21 protein-coding genes and 7 pseudogenes are annotated in these 16186 nt (G+C 61.4%); 10 read left to right on the top strand and 18 right to left on the bottom strand.

From position 1 onward, the window contains the following. Positions 1–4: 4 nt before the first annotated feature. The 5 genes from GKE73_RS26550 to GKE73_RS10530 form a co-directional block, all read right to left on the bottom strand. On the bottom strand, positions 5–1219 hold the full coding sequence (locus GKE73_RS26550; RefSeq protein WP_446686328.1) for a SulP family inorganic anion transporter: 1215 nt from the start codon (positions 1217–1219) through the stop codon (positions 5–7). A 75-nt stretch (positions 1220–1294) separates the two neighbouring features. Then, positions 1295–1726, bottom strand: a complete 432-nt coding sequence (locus GKE73_RS10545; protein WP_230370000.1) for a DUF6691 family protein — start codon at positions 1724–1726, stop codon at positions 1295–1297. A gap of 7 nt (positions 1727–1733) precedes the next feature. Next, positions 1734–1928: a YeeE/YedE family protein gene (locus GKE73_RS10540; RefSeq protein WP_230369999.1), complete on the bottom strand. Its 195-nt coding sequence runs from the start codon at positions 1926–1928 to the stop codon at positions 1734–1736. 8 nt (positions 1929–1936) lie between these two features. Further along, positions 1937–2110, bottom strand: coding sequence for a YeeE/YedE family protein (locus GKE73_RS10535; RefSeq protein WP_230369998.1), 174 nt, complete (start codon positions 2108–2110; stop codon positions 1937–1939). A gap of 72 nt (positions 2111–2182) precedes the next feature. Further along, positions 2183–2500, bottom strand: a complete 318-nt coding sequence (locus GKE73_RS10530; RefSeq protein ID WP_230369997.1) for an ArsR/SmtB family transcription factor — start codon at positions 2498–2500, stop codon at positions 2183–2185. Positions 2501–2862: 362 nt separating this feature from the next. On the opposite strand from GKE73_RS10530, the pseudogene GKE73_RS21685 reads away from it, so the two are divergent. The 7 genes and pseudogenes from GKE73_RS21685 to rlmH form a co-directional block, all read left to right on the top strand. Further along, a pseudogene (locus GKE73_RS21685) lies at positions 2863–3153 on the top strand (MBL fold metallo-hydrolase); the annotation flags it as partial. A 67-nt stretch (positions 3154–3220) separates the two neighbouring features. Beyond that, on the top strand, positions 3221–3637 hold the full coding sequence (locus GKE73_RS21680) for an MBL fold metallo-hydrolase (protein WP_245394144.1): 417 nt from the start codon (positions 3221–3223) through the stop codon (positions 3635–3637). A gap of 343 nt (positions 3638–3980) precedes the next feature. Beyond that, positions 3981–4595, top strand: a pseudogene (locus tag GKE73_RS10520) (beta-class carbonic anhydrase). Beyond that, positions 4592–4696 (top strand): annotated as a pseudogene (locus tag GKE73_RS23290) (nicotinate-nucleotide adenylyltransferase); the annotation flags it as partial. The pseudogenes GKE73_RS10520 and GKE73_RS23290, both read left to right, overlap by 4 nt. A 74-nt stretch (positions 4697–4770) precedes the next feature. Further along, entirely contained in the window at positions 4771–5178 is a 408-nt protein-coding gene (locus tag GKE73_RS10515; protein ID WP_280954880.1) for a nicotinate-nicotinamide nucleotide adenylyltransferase, read from the top strand. A gap of 231 nt (positions 5179–5409) precedes the next feature. After that, a pseudogene (gene rsfS / locus GKE73_RS10510) lies at positions 5410–5780 on the top strand (ribosome silencing factor). Between the two features lie 75 nt (positions 5781–5855). After that, positions 5856–6326 carry a 23S rRNA (pseudouridine(1915)-N(3))-methyltransferase RlmH gene (rlmH, locus tag GKE73_RS10505; protein WP_230369996.1) on the top strand — a complete coding sequence of 157 codons (471 nt, stop codon included), beginning with the start codon at positions 5856–5858 and terminating at the stop codon, positions 6324–6326. 69 nt (positions 6327–6395) lie between these two features. Here the strand turns inward: rlmH and GKE73_RS10500 are convergent, their stop codons facing one another. Beyond that, the gene (locus GKE73_RS10500; protein WP_230369995.1) at positions 6396–6791 is read right to left on the bottom strand and encodes a YidB family protein; all 396 of its coding nucleotides are present in this window, start codon (positions 6789–6791) and stop codon (positions 6396–6398) included. 107 nt (positions 6792–6898) lie between these two features. Between GKE73_RS10500 and GKE73_RS10495 the strand changes: the two genes are divergently transcribed. The 3 genes and pseudogenes from GKE73_RS10495 to GKE73_RS10485 all read left to right on the top strand — a co-directional run bounded on the left by GKE73_RS10495 (position 6899) and on the right by GKE73_RS10485 (position 7607). Continuing rightward, complete coding sequence (locus GKE73_RS10495) at positions 6899–7144, top strand: DUF4124 domain-containing protein (protein WP_230369994.1); 246 nt, start codon at positions 6899–6901, stop codon at positions 7142–7144. Continuing rightward, a pseudogene (locus GKE73_RS24775) lies at positions 7116–7483 on the top strand (transglycosylase SLT domain-containing protein). Before GKE73_RS10495 ends, GKE73_RS24775 begins: the two are co-directional and overlap by 29 nt. Continuing rightward, a complete protein-coding gene (locus GKE73_RS10485; protein WP_230369992.1) occupies positions 7449–7607 on the top strand; it encodes a hypothetical protein in 159 nt (52 codons plus the stop codon). Before GKE73_RS24775 ends, GKE73_RS10485 begins: the two are co-directional and overlap by 35 nt. Positions 7608–7687: 80 nt before the next feature. Here GKE73_RS10485 and GKE73_RS10480 read toward each other — a convergent pair whose 3' ends face one another. The 12 genes and pseudogenes from GKE73_RS10480 to GKE73_RS25730 all read right to left on the bottom strand — a co-directional run. Next, positions 7688–7993 carry a hypothetical protein gene (locus tag GKE73_RS10480; RefSeq protein WP_230369991.1) on the bottom strand — a complete coding sequence of 102 codons (306 nt, stop codon included), beginning with the start codon at positions 7991–7993 and terminating at the stop codon, positions 7688–7690. 388 nt (positions 7994–8381) lie between these two features. Then, positions 8382–9349 (bottom strand): annotated as a pseudogene (holA, locus tag GKE73_RS10475) (DNA polymerase III subunit delta). A gap of 18 nt (positions 9350–9367) precedes the next feature. Then, positions 9368–9829 carry an LPS-assembly lipoprotein LptE gene (locus tag GKE73_RS10470; RefSeq protein WP_230369990.1) on the bottom strand — a complete coding sequence of 154 codons (462 nt, stop codon included), beginning with the start codon at positions 9827–9829 and terminating at the stop codon, positions 9368–9370. Then, a complete protein-coding gene (locus GKE73_RS10465) occupies positions 9768–10313 on the bottom strand; it encodes a class I tRNA ligase family protein (protein WP_230369989.1) in 546 nt (181 codons plus the stop codon). The genes GKE73_RS10470 and GKE73_RS10465 overlap by 62 nt, the downstream gene beginning before the upstream one ends. Continuing rightward, on the bottom strand, positions 10195–12336 hold the full coding sequence (gene leuS / locus GKE73_RS10460) for a leucine--tRNA ligase (RefSeq protein WP_280954879.1): 2142 nt from the start codon (positions 12334–12336) through the stop codon (positions 10195–10197). Before leuS ends, GKE73_RS10465 begins: the two co-directional genes overlap by 119 nt. Continuing rightward, the gene (locus tag GKE73_RS23285) at positions 12236–12748 is read right to left on the bottom strand and encodes a class I tRNA ligase family protein (RefSeq protein ID WP_280954878.1); all 513 of its coding nucleotides are present in this window, start codon (positions 12746–12748) and stop codon (positions 12236–12238) included. The genes leuS and GKE73_RS23285 overlap by 101 nt, the downstream gene beginning before the upstream one ends. Positions 12749–12862: 114 nt before the next feature. Beyond that, the gene (gene pip, locus GKE73_RS10455) at positions 12863–13801 is read right to left on the bottom strand and encodes a prolyl aminopeptidase (RefSeq protein WP_230369988.1); all 939 of its coding nucleotides are present in this window, start codon (positions 13799–13801) and stop codon (positions 12863–12865) included. Positions 13802–13830: 29 nt separating this feature from the next. Then, positions 13831–14457 carry a sulfite exporter TauE/SafE family protein gene (locus tag GKE73_RS10450; protein WP_312854426.1) on the bottom strand — a complete coding sequence of 209 codons (627 nt, stop codon included), beginning with the start codon at positions 14455–14457 and terminating at the stop codon, positions 13831–13833. Beyond that, complete coding sequence (locus tag GKE73_RS24770; protein ID WP_312854425.1) at positions 14457–14639, bottom strand: hypothetical protein; 183 nt, start codon at positions 14637–14639, stop codon at positions 14457–14459. Before GKE73_RS24770 ends, GKE73_RS10450 begins: the two co-directional genes overlap by 1 nt. After that, entirely contained in the window at positions 14639–15082 is a 444-nt protein-coding gene (locus GKE73_RS10445; protein WP_230369987.1) for an EVE domain-containing protein, read from the bottom strand. The genes GKE73_RS24770 and GKE73_RS10445 overlap by 1 nt, the downstream gene beginning before the upstream one ends. A 56-nt stretch (positions 15083–15138) precedes the next feature. Continuing rightward, positions 15139–15555, bottom strand: a complete 417-nt coding sequence (locus GKE73_RS10440) for a DUF1294 domain-containing protein (protein ID WP_230369986.1) — start codon at positions 15553–15555, stop codon at positions 15139–15141. A gap of 54 nt (positions 15556–15609) precedes the next feature. After that, positions 15610–15747 (bottom strand): annotated as a pseudogene (locus GKE73_RS25730) (cold shock domain-containing protein); the annotation flags it as partial. Between the last annotated feature and the right edge of the window lie 439 nt (positions 15748–16186).

Raw genomic sequence — 16186 nt, 5'->3', positions numbered from 1 at the left:
GCGGTTAGCTGGCACGCCACAGCATGGCGGCGAGCGACACCGTCATGCCCGCCACGATGCCACTATCCACGCCCAGCCATAGCACCAGCGCAAAGGTCAGCACAAAAGCCACCGCGTCAGCGCGGTCGGTTTTCCACGCCCGGCGCAAGGCCGAGAAATTCACCATGCCAGCCACCGACGCCACTATGGTGGCCGCCAGCACCGCCAGCGGCAGCGACGCCAACGCCGAAGTTGCCAGCAACATCACCAGCACCATGCCCAGCGCCGTCACCAGCGAAGCCAGCTGGCTATGTGCGCTTAAGCATCGGCATTGACCATGGACCGGGTCAGGCCACCGGTCACCGGAAACCCGCCAAACAGCCCGGCGCCCAGATTGCACAAGCCCAAGGCCACCAGTTCGCGATCGGGATCGACCGTTTCGCCGCGCCGGGTGGCGAGAATCTGCGCCACCGACAAGCTTTGCACGTAATTGATCAGGGCGATGAAAAACGCTAGGCAGGATCAGGCTGCTGAACTGCTCGGCAGAAATCCGCGGTAACGCCAGCCCCGGCAGGCCGCCGGGCACTGTTCCCACCACCGGCAGCCGGTTGGCAAGGCCAGCGCCCTGCACCACCAGCATGCCCGCCACCACCGCCACAATCGGCGCCGCGCGCACCAGCGTCACCGCCCAGCGCCGCGACACGCCCAGCCGCGCCAGCAGCGGCCCGGCGACATGGCGGGTCAGCAGCAGCCAGAGCAATGCCGATAGCCCCAGAGCCAGCGCCAACGGATTGCCCCTATCTACGCCATGCAGCAAGTAGGCCAGCAATTGCGGCAGCGAGGCGCCACCGGCGCGAAAACCGGCCAGCGGGGCCAGTTGCGACACCACGATGATGATGGCAGAAGCAGAGGTAAACGCCGCCAGAACCGGCGACGACAGGAAATCGGCCATGAAGCCGAGTCGGGACAAGCCCAGCAGCACCAGCATGGCGCCGGACAACAGCGCCAGCCAGATCGCCAGCGCCAGATAGTTGGCCGACCCCATTTCGGCCAACCTGACCAGCGTGGCGGCGGTCAACAGTGAGGTGACTGCCATCGGCCCCACCGACTGCGCATGGCTACGGCCGGTAAAGGCATAAATCAGCAATGGCACCAGGCTGGCGTACAACCCGGCCTGTCTTAAAAAGTTTACCACCAGCGCGTAGGCCGGGCTCTGCGGCACCAGCAGCAGCGTCACCACCACCCCGGCCGTCAGGTCACCGGCCAGCCAGGGCGCGCGGGTACGCGCGCCACCACCGGCTCAAGAACAACGAAGTCATGCCAGCGGCTTATTCAGCAGGTGATACACGCGCATCCCGGCCAGCATGGCCAGCACAAACACCAGCCCCTTGACCGACAGCGCCCCTACCAGCACGATCCCCGGCCCCGGACAGATACCGGCCAGCCCCCAGCCGATGCCGAACAGCAGGCTACCGACGATCAGGCGCGGCGTAATCTCACGCGTGCCAGGCAAATGGATCGGCTCGCCCAGCCACGACTGCTTGCGCTGCGCCGCTAGACGAAAAGCGAAAAAACCCACGCCAATCGCACCACCCATCACCAGCCCCGGGCTCGGGTCCCGGGCGCCAGCCAGATCGAGAAACCCGGTCACCTTGGCCGGATTGGCCATGCCGGAGAGAATCAATCCCAAACCAAACAGCAAACCGACGCCAAGCGCCGACAAATTCTTGATCCACGAATGCGTCATGGTCGTCTTACCCCAAAACGTGACGAAGCAGATAGACCGTAACAAAGCCCGCGGTCATGAAGGAAAGCGTTGCCACCAGCGACCGCGGCGACAGGCGCGACAAGCCGCAAACGCCATGACCACTGGTACAACCGGACGCCAGACGCGTGCCAACGCCCACCAGCACACCGGCAGCAATCAGCAGCGGGTAGGAAGCGGCCACCTCACTCGTTAAGGCATCGGGCCTACGGCCAGATGCCACACCAGCGGTGCCGCCAGCAAACCGGCGACAAACGCCAAGCGCCAAGGCCAATCGCCGACGCGATCCACCAGACCGCCAACAATGCCGCTGATACCGGTAATGCGGCCATTGCCCAGCACAAACCAGGGCTGCCGCCAGCCCAATCAGCACGCCACCGGCCAACGAGGCCCACGGCGTAAACACCGCCCACGCTATTTGCATTTTCATTCTCCCAATCAGCTTGTAAGCGTATCCGCGCGTTCGGCGCAGAACACCCCATGCAAGGCCGACAGCATCACCATCGCTTCTTCGCTGGCAATGCTGTAATAAATCCATTTGCCTTCACGCCGCGTCGACACCAGCTCCTCGGTACGCAGCACCCCAAGTTGCTGGGATAGGGTCGGCTGACGGATACCGGTGAGCTTTTCCAGCTCGGACACCGACTTCTCGCCTTCCACCAATTGACACAACAGCATCAGCCGGTCCTCGTTGGCCGGGCTTTTGAGCAAGGACGATGCCTTGCTGGCATTTTCACGCAACAGTGTCAGATCCATGACTTAATCCTCACAACCCGCCATATAGTTATACGTTATATCGACATTATATTGACTTATATAATGTCGATCAATATATTGATAGTAGTCCTTCACCGGCCTTATTGTGAAGGCTTTATCCTGCGTGCCCGGCCTGACTGCGGGTTACACCCTGCCGCGCACTTGAGTGCTAAATTGAAAAACGCTAACGCAACCGCTAGCGTTTTTCCGACACATTCGCCAACCTTACCGTGATCGGCACGGGCCGCTGGCCCGTTATTCTGGAGTGCGTCATGCAGCCACAGGTTAATGCTTTCTTCGACCCCGCCACCTCGACCGTGTCCTACGTGGTGTTCGACGTCGCTGGCGGACACGCCGCCATCATCGACCCGGTACTGGACTACGACCCCAAATCCGGCCGCACGCGCACGCATTCGGCCCAACAGCTGCTGGATTTTATCCACCAGCAACAACTGACCGTCGACTGGATTCTGGAAACCCATGCCCATGCCGACCACCTCTCTGCCGCCGCTTGGCTGCGCGCACAGACCGGAGGCAAAACAGCCATCGGCTCACACATTAGCCAAGTGCAAACGATTTTCAAACAGATTTTCCATCTGGAAGCAGAATTTGCCGTAGACGGCAGCCAGTTTGATCACCTGTTGGCCGATGGCGAAACCTTCCGCATCGGCCAGCTGGAAGCACAGGCACTGTTCGTCCCCGGCCACACGCCTAACCGACATGGCTTACAAGATCGGCGACTGCATTTTTGTCGGCGACACCCTGTTCATGCCGGACGTTGGCAGCGCCCGCTGCGATTTCCCCGGTGGCAATGCCCACGTGTTGTACCAGTCGGTGCAACGGCTACTGTCCTTCCCGCCACAAACCCGGCTGTTCATGTGCCACGATTATCCCCCGAGCGCGCGCCAGCCCCAATGGCAAACCACGGTGGCGGAACAGAAGCAGCACAACCTGCATCTGCGCGACGGCATCAGCAAGGATGCATTCGTGGCCTTGCGGCAGGCACGCGATGCCGAACTGGAAATGCCGGTGCTCATCCTGCTTAGGCAGTGCAGATCAACATCCGGGCTAAGCCAATTGCCACCGCCCGAGGCCAATGGCACGCGCTACCTGAAAATACCGCTGGATGCGTTGTAAGCGCGGCGACGCCACCCGGCCCTGAGCGCGTCCAATCTCTCCTTCATAAGGCACCAACCGGATGGGCGCGATCAGGGATTTCCCTCGCGTCGGGCAAAATCCGGCTCAAAACCGGGTAAACTAGTCGGCATCAGACAAGCAGCGGCCTGACCTGCCCTGCGTCGTAAGCGGTCATCAGTTCCTCCCGCACGCCCTTCGGGCATTTACCCGCACTGTCATGCACAACGCCGCCTCACTACCATTACGCGGCGTGTCGTGCCCTGTTCCGCCCGGCAACCCGATGATCAGGCCAACGGTGTATCCCACCCGGAACAGCCCCTCTCAGACTAAGGAGAACATACCAATGGGCGTGCTAAACACCATTCTTGAGCACAACCGGGCATTTGTCGAAAACCGCGAATACGAAAAATTCAAAACCGACAAATTTCCGGATAAGGGTCTTGCCATCCTGTCGTGCATGGATGCTCGCATGGTGGAATTACTACCCAAGTCGATGGGATTGAAAAACGGCGACGTCAAACTGATCAAAAACAGCTTACCGCACTGGTTACCCACCCGTGGGGTTCGGTCATGCGCAGCCTGATCGTGGCCGTGTACGAATTACGGGCGGAAGAAATCTGCGTGGTCGCCCACCGTGACTGTGGCATGCGCGCGATTGATCCGGAACGGGTGTTGCAACACGCTGTTGATCGCGGCATCAGCCCGGACACCATCACCACGCTACGCGCCGCCGAAGCATTGATCTGGACACCTGGTTGCAAGGCTTCGACAACGTCAACGACAGCGTCCGCCACACGGTGCAAACCATCCGCAACCACCCGCTGCTGCCCAAGGACATTCCGGTGCATGGTCTGGTGATTCACCCGTCCACCGGCTTAGGCTGGAAGTCATCATCGACGGTTATACCGGCGAAGCCCCGCCGCACGCGCCGCGCCATCACGACCACCCGCACGCATGAGTGACCCGATCGGCCTGTTCGGCGGCACGTTCGACCCGATCCACCGCGCCCATCTGCGCTTGGCACAGGCGTTTCGCGACGAACTGGAGTTGGCCGAAATCAGGCTGATTCCCGCCACGGCCTGCCCTATCACCGTGGCAGCGGCCCGCAGGCCAGCCCGGCGCAACGGCTGGAGATGGTGCGGCTGGCGCTGCAAGGGGAAAGCGGGCTATGCGTCGATGCGCGCGAGGTGGCCCGCCCACGCCCGGCCTACACCATCGAAACGCTGGAAGAAGTCCGCGCCGAACTGGGGCCGACTGCGGAGTTGTGGTTTCTCATCGGCGGCGACTCGCTGACCCAGCTGCATACCGGCACCGCTGGCATGAACTGTTCGACTGCGCCAACATGGCGGTGGCGCTGCGTCCCGGCTTCAGTCTGGACCAGTTGCCCGCGCCGGTGCGCGAAGAATGGTACGCCCGCCAAGTCACTGATTTTTCAAAACGTACGCCTTCCGGTACAATCCGCCCCCGGCATTGACACCGGTCGAGATGTCCGCCACCGCCATCCGGCAACGGCTGGCGCAAGGGCAGGATGTCAGCGCTGAACTTTGCCCGGCTGTACTGGCCTATATTCGCCAGCACCGGCTATACCGTAAACGACAGGACTAAGCCTCCGGCGGCGCTATTCACGCCTACCGTTTGCCGCGCTGTCACCACTCATGACACTGGCAGCCTGTCTGGCTGCACATGCTCTTTCAAGGGACCTCTGGCCAACCGCCGCGCCTCGGCGCGCCCGTCGCAACCGCCACGTACCACAACAGGAAAAAAAGGACACCATGGAAGTTCAAGATATTGCCAAACTGGCCATCGAAGCACTGGAAGACGTCAAAGGCAAAGATATTGTCGAGATGGACACCAGCAATCTCACCTCGCTGTTTCAACGCATGATCGTCGCCACCGGCGATTCCAACCGTCAGGTCAAGGCTCTGGCCAACAACGTGGCCGTCACGCTCAAGGAAGCTGGCGTGGAACTGGTCGGCACCGAAGGCCACGAAAGTGGCGAATGGGTCCTGGTCGATGCCGGTGACGTGGTGATTCACGTCATGCTGCTTAAGCCGTGCGCGACTACTATGATCTGGAAGCCCTGTGGGGCGGTCAGAAACCGAGCTTCACGCCGGTTGGCGGTCGCCCGTGGAAAGCGGCCTGATTCCCCTCCGCCGCACGACATGACACCGCACTCAGGTTGGCCGAACGGCGTTCGGCCAACTGCGCTGGATCACTGATGAAAATCACCCTACTGGCTGTCGGCACCAAAATGCCGCGTTGGGTTGACGAAGCCTATCACGACTACGCCAAACGCTTTGGCCGCGACATCACGCTGGAACTCAAAGAGATCAAGCCGGAAAAACGCGGCGGCGGGGTCACGGCAGAAAAAGGCATCGCAGCCGAACACGAGCGGCTGGTAGCCGCCATCCCGGCGCGCGCCCGGCTGGTGGTGCTGGACGAACGCGGCAAGAACTGGACCTCGGTCCGTCTGGCCGAGCACCTGAAGGACTGGATGGCCGGTGGCGACGACGTGTGCTTTATCATCGGCGGAGCCGACGGGCTATCCGCCGAACTCAAGGCCCGCGCCGATGAGCTGTTGCAATTGTCGGCGATGACGCTGCCGCACGGCATGGTGCGGGTGATGTTGGCCGAACAGCTATACCGCGCCTACTCCATCCTCAACCATCACCCCTATCACCGCGAATAACCGGCGGTGCCAATCAAGTCAACGGGCCGCTCACGCGACCCGCGACAACCCTGACGGCAATACCGGGAACTAGTGGCCAAACAGCCCCTTGATCGCCTCCAGCCCTTGCGACAACAAGTTGTCGCCCGCCGCTGGCACCTGACCGCCGGGCGTCAGCTTATCCACCAGCTGCGGCAGCGATTCCGACAGATTCTGAGCCAGCTGTCCCGGCTCGATACCCAGTTTTTCGGCCAACCCGGCAATCTGCTCGTTGCCCAGCACTTGCTGCACCTGTTCGGCCGAAACCGGCAGGTTTTCCCCGCTGCCCACCCAGGAATTCACCACCTCGCCCAGGCCGCCGCTCTGGAACTTCTCCACCAGACCAGACACGCCACCCTGCTGGTTTAACAGATCACTTAGCGCGCCACCCAGCCCGCCTGCCTGTTGCCCGGATACCATTTCAGTCAGCTGATCAAACAGTCCCATACGCCCGCCTTTCGGTTAGAAACTGCCATCCATCCGATAGCAATTTGAAAATACTACATAAAAATCAGTATAATACGTACATGCCCTACTTCAACCGGCCATTCCGCATGCGCCTGTCCGCCGTCCTGTTGCCCCTCCTTGCTCTACTCCCTGCGGTCTCCGCTCACGCGGATGTCTACGGTTATGTCGACGCACAGGGCGAGGTCCATTTAGCCAGCAGCGCACTGGATCAACGCTACCAGCTGTTCCAGAAAACCCCACCGGCAGCGGCCATCTCAACGACAATCTGGCACTGGACACTCTGGCGCTTAAGCCAGTCCCGGCGTGAAAAGCGGCAAGGCCCCCGCGTATGATCCGAAACGTGCGGCAATCTATTCCCATCTGATCGCACAGACCGCGCGCGAGTTCAAACTGGACGCCAACCTGCTGCACTCAATTGTCACCGTGGAATCGGGCTACAACCCGCAGGCCATTTCCGCCAAGGGCGCCGTCGGCCTGATGCAGGTACTACCGGCCACCGGTGCACGCTTTGGCATCAGCGCGCTGGATGATCCCAAGCATAACCTGCGTGCGCGCGCTATCTGCGTTTTCTGATGACCTTGTTCCACAACGATCTGCCGCTGGTGATTGCCGCCTACAATGCCGGCCGAAGGCGCCGTGCAAAAGTACCGCAACACCATTCCGCCTTATGACGAAACCCGCGATTATGTCGCCAAGGTGCTGGCGTCGTACGAAAAACGCGGCGGGCTGGCGGCCATACCGCGCCGTCCGGGCGGACGGATACATGCCATCATCCGCCCGGATACCTCACTGTAAGCCATGGTGATCACCATAAAAAAGCCGCTCAAACGAGCGGCTTTTTTATGGTGGGATCATCACTGCGGCAAACGGTTATCTCAGTTAAAGCTGCAACCCCAAGATATCACCCAGCGGCTCGGCCGGTCGCGGTACGAGGCGCGATGGTCAAACACACCCAGCAAGCCGGGAAAGGCTTCCGGCGTATGTAACAACTGATTGGCCTTGCGCGATGTCAGCTTGTGGATACGCAGAATGCGGCCATCCCAGTGCACCACGCGCGCGTCTTCGGCCATCAGTAACACTTCCAATGCCTGATGGACGGTTTCTACCAACGCCATTTTACTGCGAGTTCGGTGCGCCCCGACGGCGATATCGGACGGCGCCATTACCAGTTCACTTATCATGGTATCAGACCTGTTCTTGCCATTGATTAACCCCACAAGGGGCGGAGTGTATGCCAGCCCTTTATTAATGACAAGTGGTTAATAACAGAAATAAGTAAAGTTGATAATTATTTGATTAAAGACAAAGAAACTGGCCTGCCAGCCGCAACGAAGTCCGCGCGAAAGTTAAAGATAAAGCAATGAAAATAAACAATTTATATATTTCCCGACCAACAGAAAGAGTTGGCCGAATCGCGGGCACAGGGAGCGCCAAGGCAGGGGAAAAACCGGGAAATATCAAGAGAAGAACAGAATAACGTGACCGCACAAGCAGTACTTTGCCTGACAATCATCAAACAACAGCCATATTGATGATTGACAGACAAGTACGCCAAACAGACGGGAAACCCTAGCCCGCCAGCAAACTCGCCAGACGGCGCAAGGTCTGCCACGGATCACCGGCTGCCACGCCTTTAATCTGCTGATCGATACGCGCACATTCCTGCAGGGCCGCCATCAATTTACGGGCGCCAATGCGGCGCAGCGCGGGTTCGGCCAACCTTTGCTTGTCGCCCCACAGGCGCAGATCACGCGCCAGATCGCGCACGCTGCGCCCTTCTTTGAGGCCACGCCCCGGGCGGATCAGCATGCGGATGTCTTCGCTAAACGACCACAACACCAGCACCGGCGCTTCACCTTCGGCCAACAGCCCGTCCAGCATGCGCAGCACGCGGGCACCATCACCGGCTAGCCAGGCGGTCGACAGCTGAAAGACGTCGAAGCGTGCTACATTGGCCACCGCCTGCTGTAACTGCGGCAAACCCAGTTCGCCCGCCGGATAGAGCAGCGCCAGCTTGTCCACTTCCTGCTTAGCCGCCAGCAAATTGCCTTCCACACGGTCGGCGAAAAACGCTAACGCCTCCGCTGTCAGCTGCAATCCCTGTTGCTGTAAGCGGCGGCTGATCCAGCCGGGCAATTCCGCGCGCCCCAAAGCCTTGGCTTCGATCACCACGGCAGCTTTTTCCAGCGCCTGAAACCATTTGGCCTGCAACTGGCTGCGCTCCAGCTTGGGCAGCAACACCAGCGTGATGGTATCGTCCGGTGGCGCAGCGGCCAGCCGTTGCAGCGCCTCGGCGCCGTCACTGCCCGGCTTGCCGTTGCTGATGCGTACCTCCAGTAGCTTGCGCTCGGCAAACAGCGACACACTGGCGAGGGAGCCGGTCAACAATGACCAGTCAAACCCCGCTTCCACGGTCAGCACTTCGCGCTCCAGATAGCCCGGCTACGCGCGGCCTGACGCAACGCATCGGCCGCCTCCAGCGCCAGCAGCGTTTCTTCGCCGTGAATCAGGTACAGCGGTGCCAGTCGCTTGGCCAGCGCCGCCTAAGCAGGGCATCAGGGCTGAGTGATGGCATGAGCCGGTTTCGCAGCAGGCTGCTCGCTCGCCGCCGGACGTTTCAGATAGGCCAACCGACGGACGATCTGGTCGGCCGCATCGCGTCGCGCGTCACTCCACAGCAGCGCTTCTTCCTGTTCCTTGCCCAGAATGGCGCTATCCGAGTAGTTCATTTCGCGGCGGACGATCACGCTCATGTCCGGTTCCACCGGCACGCCGTTGATCACGGTCCGCACGGCTATCCGGTAAACCAGCTGATACTCGTTGACGCGGCCACCGGAGTTGATGGTGAGGACTTCTTTTTTCTGGTTCTCATACAGCACTGACAGCACCGCCGCGGCATCTTTGGGCGACTTGGTCAGCGTCAGCCGGTTATCGCGCGCCAACAGCAGTTGCAAATCACCGGCGATACCGGATTTGCCGGTGTCCAGATACAGGCTGGCAAAGGGTAGCGGTTTCATGTTGGCGCCCAGCCCGCGCAGTTGAAAACCGCAAGCGGACAACAGCAGCGTCAGAGCGGCCAGCACGAGCCATGACAACGATCGGATCATGAAAGTCTCCGGTTAACAACAGGCCGGGACATCCCGGCCTGTGACAGAGGGTCGCTGCCCGGACAATGCTCAGGCAACAATATTGACCAGACGGCCCGGCACCACGATCACCTTCTTCGGCGCCTTGCCATCCGGGGAACTTCTGCACGCTGTCGGTGGCCAGAGCCGCCGCTTCGATCGCGTCCTTACCGGCATCCGCCGCCACGGTGACGCTGCCGCGCAGTTTGCCGTTGACCTGAATCATCAGCTCGATTTCGCTCTTCACCAACGCGGCTTCATCCACGTTCGGCCAACCTTGCGCCAGCAGCTCGCTGCCCGGACGCAGGGCGTTCCACAACGCATCGGTGATGTGCGGCACGATCGGCGCCAGCAGGATGGTGACGGCTTCCAGCACTTCCTGACCCACTGCACGGCCAGCGGCGCCACTTGTCGGTCTTGTCGTAGGTGTTGAGCAGTTCCATCACCGCGGCGATGGCGGTGTTGAATTGCTGACGACGGCCATAATCGTCAGCCACCTTCTGGATGGTGCTGTGCAGCTTGAAGCGCAGCGCTTTCAAGTCGGCCGACAATTCCCCAGCGGTGTAAGCCGCTACCACGCCACCGTCGGCATGGTCTTTGACCACTTTCCACAGGCGCTTGAGGAAGCGGAACGCGCCTTCCACGCCAGCATCCGACCATTCCAGACTCTGTTCCGGCGGCGCCGCAAACATCATGAACAGGCGGGCGGTATCGGCACCGTAGTGTTCGATGAAGGCTTGCGGGTCGACACCGTTGTTCTTGGACTTGGACATCTTCTCGATGCCGCCGATGGCCACCGGCTGGCCGTCAACGCGATGGGTGGCGGCAATGATCTTGCCCTTGCCGTCGCGCTCCAGCACCACGTCTTGCGGGGCGATCCAGTCCTTGCTGCCATTGGGTAGGTCACGGTAGAAGGTTTCGCACACCACCATGCCCTGTGTCAGCAGGCTCTTGAACGGCTCGTCACTCGATACCAGGCCCTCGTCACGCATCAGCTTGTGGAAGAAGCGGGCGTACAGCAGGTGCAGGATGGCGTGTTCGATACCGCCGACATATTGATCGACCGGCAGCCAGTAATCGGCCGCCTTTTTGTCCACCATGGCGCTGTCGCACTGCGGGCTGGCATAACGGGCGTAGTACCAGCTGGATTCGACAAAGGTATCCATGGTGTCGGTTTCGCGCTTGGCGGCGCCACCGCATTTCGGGCAGGTGGTTTCGTAGAATTCCGGCATCTTGGCCAGCGGCGAACCGGCGCCATCCGGAATCACGTTTTCCGGCAACACCACCGGCAGGTCTTTCTCCGGCACCGGCACATCACCACAGCACGGGCAGTGGATGATGGGGATCGGGCAGCCCCAGTAACGCTGACGGCTGATACCCCAGTCGCGCAGGCGGTATTGGGTTTTCTTGGCACCGGCCGACTTGGCTTCCAGATCGGCCACGATGGCGTCGAACGCTGCAGAGTAGCTCAGGTTGTCGTACTTGCCGCTGTTGACGGTACGGATGGAGTCATCCTTGCTGGCATACCAGTCCTGCCATAGCTTGCTGTCGAAGTTGTCGGCACCTTCAAGCGGACGGTACACCTGCTGGATGGTCAGGCCATACTTGTTGGCAAATTCAAAATCGCGCTCGTCGTGCGCCGGTACGGCCATCACCGCGCCTTCGCCGTAGCCCCACAGCACGTAGTTGGCGACCCACACCGGCAGTTTGGCGCCGGTAAGCGGATGGATGACGCACAGACCGGTGTCCATGCCTTTCTTTTCCATCTTGGCAACATCGGCTTCGGCTACTGGTAAGCCCTTGCATTCGGCGATGAACGCCTGCAGCGCGGGATTCGATCCGGCCGCCTGCTGCGCCAGCGGGTGTTCAGCCGCCACGGCAACATAGGTGGCTCCCATCAGGGTATCCGGGCGCGTGGTGTAGACCTTGAGCGCACCGGCGTGACCAATGCTGGCCTCGTCATAGGCAAAGCTGACATCGGCGCCATAGCTCTTGCCGATCCAGTTGCGCTGCATGGTTTTGACCTGTTCCGGCCAACCGTCCAGCGTATCCAGGCTGGAGAGCAGTTCGTCGGCGTACTGGGTGATGGCGAAGTAGTACATCGGGATTTCGCGCTTTTCCACCAGCGCGCCGGAGCGCCAGCCGCGGCCGTCGATCACTTGTTCGTTGGCCAGTACGGTCTGGTCCACCGGGTCCCAGTTGACCACACCGTTTTTCTTGTAGATCACGCCTTTTTCAAACAGGCGGGTAAACAGCCACTGTTCCCAGCGGTAGTAATCCGGCTTGCAGGTGGCCAGTTCACGTTCCCAGTCCAGCGCAAAGCCCAGGCTGTTGAGCTGGCCCTTCATGTAGTCGATGTTGGCGTAGGTCCAAGCGGCCGGGGCACCACCGTTTTTCATGGCGGCGTTTTCGGCTAAGCAGACCAAAGGCATCCCAGCCCATCGGTTGCAGCACGTTATAGCCCTGAAAACGTTTGAAGCGCGCCAGCGCGTCGGTAATGGTGTAGTTGCGCACGTGGCCCATGTGCAGCTTGCCGGACGGGTACGGGAACATGGACAGGGCGTAATACTTGGGACGGCTGGTATCTTCCACGGCCTTGAAGGCGGCGGTCTGTTGCCATTTCTGTTGCGCGGCGGTTTCAACGTCACGCGGGCTGTAGTGTTCTTGCATGGTGGTCTTCAGATTCTGGAATGCGTAATACGGTAAGGCCGGTCGCCTGCGCATCAGGCGGCAACCGGCGGGAAACTGTCCGGGGCGGACTGCCCAAACCGCCGCCCGGCGGGGCGCAGCAAGCTTGGGGAGTCCGTCCATGTCGGCGGCGTTAGCGGGCCATTATAGCGGGCATCGCCAGTACTACGATAAGGCCCCGGAAAAACAAAAGGTTGGCCGAAGTGCTGTTTCGGCCAACCTGACAACCGGTCAACGCTAGCCCGGGCGCTGGCGGAAGCGTGCCAGTTGAACCAGCAGTGCCTGCAAAATGGCCGGTTCCCACATCGAATGGCCAGCACCTTCCACCAGCAGGCACTCGGCCTCTGGCCGGGCACGCGCCAGCTCATGCGCGCCCTGCGGCGGGCACACCACGTCATAACGCCCCTGCACGATGACGCACGGCAGATGGCGGATACGCTCCACCTGCGCCAGCAACTGGCTTTCGTCCAGAAACAGCCGGTTGGCAAAGTAGTAGGCTTCCAGCCGGGCCAATGGCAGCGCCAGCGCGTCGTCAGCGGCGCGCTCAACCAGCGCGGCATTGGGCCAAAGCACCACGCACGCGGCTTCATACTGCGCCCGGGCGCGCGCGGCGGGCAGATGCACGGCCGGATCGTCGTCCAGCAGCCGTTGCAGATAAGCCGCCAGCAAATCGTGGCGTTCTGCCGCCGGGATGAACTCGGCAAACCGCTGCCGGGCGGCGGGGAAGAACCGCCCCATGCCGGACAGGAACCAGTCGATCTCGCGTTGCCTGCCAAGAAACACCCCGCGCAACAACAGCCCCTGCACCCGGTCCGGATAGGCCTCGGCATACGCCAGCGCCAGCGTGCTGCCCCAGGAACCGCCAAACAGCAGCCAGCGTTCGATCCCGAGATGCACACGCAGCCGTTCGATATCCTGCAGCAGATGCGCCGTAGTGTTGTCACGCCATTCGCCGCGCGGCAACGAGCGGCCACAGCCGCGCTGGTCAAACAGCACCACGCGGTAAAACTGCGAATCAAACAGCTGACGGCAGGCAGGCGCACAGCCATCGCCCGGCCCGCCATGCAGGTAGAGCACCGGCTGGCCTTGCGCCGCGCCGCACTCTTCCCAATACATGCGGTGGCGTTCATCCAGCGGCAGCCAGCCGCCGCGTCGCGGCTCGATCGGAGGAAACATCGCGCTCTTTCAGGTTGGCCGAACCACCATCAGCCGCGCAACAACGACAGCAGCATCTGCGTGGCCAGCACCACCATCAGCAGCGCGAAACCCTTTTTCAGCTGCGCCACCGGCAAACGATGCGCCATGCGTGCGCCGTGTGGCGCCATCAACACTGTCATCACCATCAGCGTCAGCATGGTAAGCAGGTAAATGAAGCCCACCGCGCCCCACGGCAACCCGCTGACCTGCCAGCCACTGAACACATAGCCCAGCGCGCCGGACACGGCAATCGGCCAGCCCAGCGCCGCACTGGTGGCAATGGCGGTATGCACCGGCACATTGCACCACGCCATGAACGGCACACTCATCGAGCCGCCGCCAATGCCCACCCAACTGGAAATCATGCCGATCAGGCCACCGGCGCCCCATTGCCCGGCCACTGTCGGCATCTCGCGCGTCGAGGTGGGCTTGGCGCCAAAGAACATCTGCAGACCGGCAGCGTAGGCGTACACCACAAAGAACCATTTCAGACCGTCGTTGGGGATAAAACCGGCCACCAGGCTGCCACCCAGCGTGCCCAGAATCATGCCGGGCGCCATGTGGCGCACAATCGACCAGTCCACCGCGCCGCGCTTGTGGTGCGCACGCACGCTAGACAGGCTGGTAAACACCATTACCGCCAGCGACGTGCCCACCGCCGGTGTTGCACATGATTGCCGCCCAGATGCGCCGCCGACAGCACCCCCACCACCACCGGCACAATCACCAGCCCGCCGCCCACGCCCAGCAAGTAGGCGAGAAACCCCGCCAACGCGCCAAAGCCCAACAACACCGCAAACAAGGGTAACGACAACATCAGATCAATTGCTCCGTAATGAATGCCCATTCGGCGGGCGTGACAGGGGTAATCGACAGGCGATTGCCGCGCTTGAGGACGGTCATCTCCGCCAGTTCAGCGTGGCTCCGTAATTCCGCCGGGCTGATCAGCCGCGTGGGGCGCAGGCCGCGTACCGTCACGCTCACCCAGCGCGGTGCCTCCGGCCGCGAGCGTGCATCGAAATACGGGCTTGCCGGATCAAACTGGCTGGAGTCGGCCACGGCCGCAGAAGCGACTTCGGCCAACCCGGCAATCCCCGGCTGAGGGCAGCTGGAATGCCAGAACAATACCTGATCGCCCGGCTGCATCTGGTCACGCATGAAATTGCGTGCCTGATAATTGCGCACGCCAGTCCATTCAAAGGCGCGCGGCGGCTCCCGCAGCAGATCGTCCATCGACAGTTCGTGCGGTTCGGATTTCATCAACCAGTAAGACATAAGCAGAAGGCTCGACAACTTCAAGAACTGGGCACAGCGCGTCAGTGTACCGCAAGCACCGGGCGCAGCAGATCCGATCGCACCAGCAGCCACAACCCGGCCAGATTCAACGCCACCGTCACACCAAACAGCCAGCGGAACGCCAGCTTGCGGGTTTTATGACGGAACACCTGCTGGCCCAGCAGCGCACCCGGCCAGCCGCCCAGCAAAGCCAGAGCGTGCAGCGTTTGCTCGGCCACGCGCCAGCGCCCTTGCCGTGCGGCACGCTTGTCCATGCCATAGCAGCAAAACGTCAACGCGCTCATCAGCAGGTAGCACAACGGCACCCCGGTCACCAGACGCTCCGACCAGACGGCCAGCACCAAACCGGCAAAAAACACCAGCAGCGTCATCCACACCCGCGCCTTAAGCACCGTTGGCCGAACCACGCCCGCTTGCGGCACATCCAGCCACTGCACCTGCACCGCCTGCCAGCGGCCCTGACGATCGCGCTGCAGCTCGAAACTCAGCCGATCCGCCACCAGCGGTAAGCGCGACGCCGACATGAAAGACGAGATATGCACAAAAACCTGCCGATCCGTGCCAAGGCACTGGATAAAGCCGAATCCCTGCTGATCCTGCCAGCGCACCAGCTGCCCCTGATAACGCATGCCTCTCCTTCAACCTATGGGCCGCGCCCGGTCGTTGCGCGCCAAGATTAATAATTGTTAGCCATTTACAAACCACTCGCCATGAGCATTGTGCTTCAATAGACAGCGCACAGGCCGAGTGTGCAGTGTTGTCCCGGACAAGGCAAACGCCGCAGGCCGCCCCATTTGAGGAGAATTTGCATGAAAACCGTACTATTAACGCTGCTCGCCGCTGCGAGCCTGTCTGCCTGTGTCGTGCAACCGGCGCGCGTACGCGTGCGCTCACCGGTGGTACTGGAACCGGCTGTGGTGGTGGAGCCGGAACACAGCCGCCACCATGATGACGATGGCGATTTTTGCCCGCCGGGGCAAGCACGCAAAGGCCGTTGCTAACCACAACGCCGCATGAAAAGGCCGCTGACGCGGCCTTTTTCATAACTTGGCGGGAAACTGACCGGCC

The sequence above is a fragment of the Paludibacterium denitrificans genome, assembly GCF_009707705.1.
Lineage (GTDB): Bacteria > Pseudomonadota > Gammaproteobacteria > Burkholderiales > Chromobacteriaceae > Paludibacterium_A > Paludibacterium_A denitrificans.
This window is presented reverse-complemented; position numbering and strand designations above follow the sequence as displayed.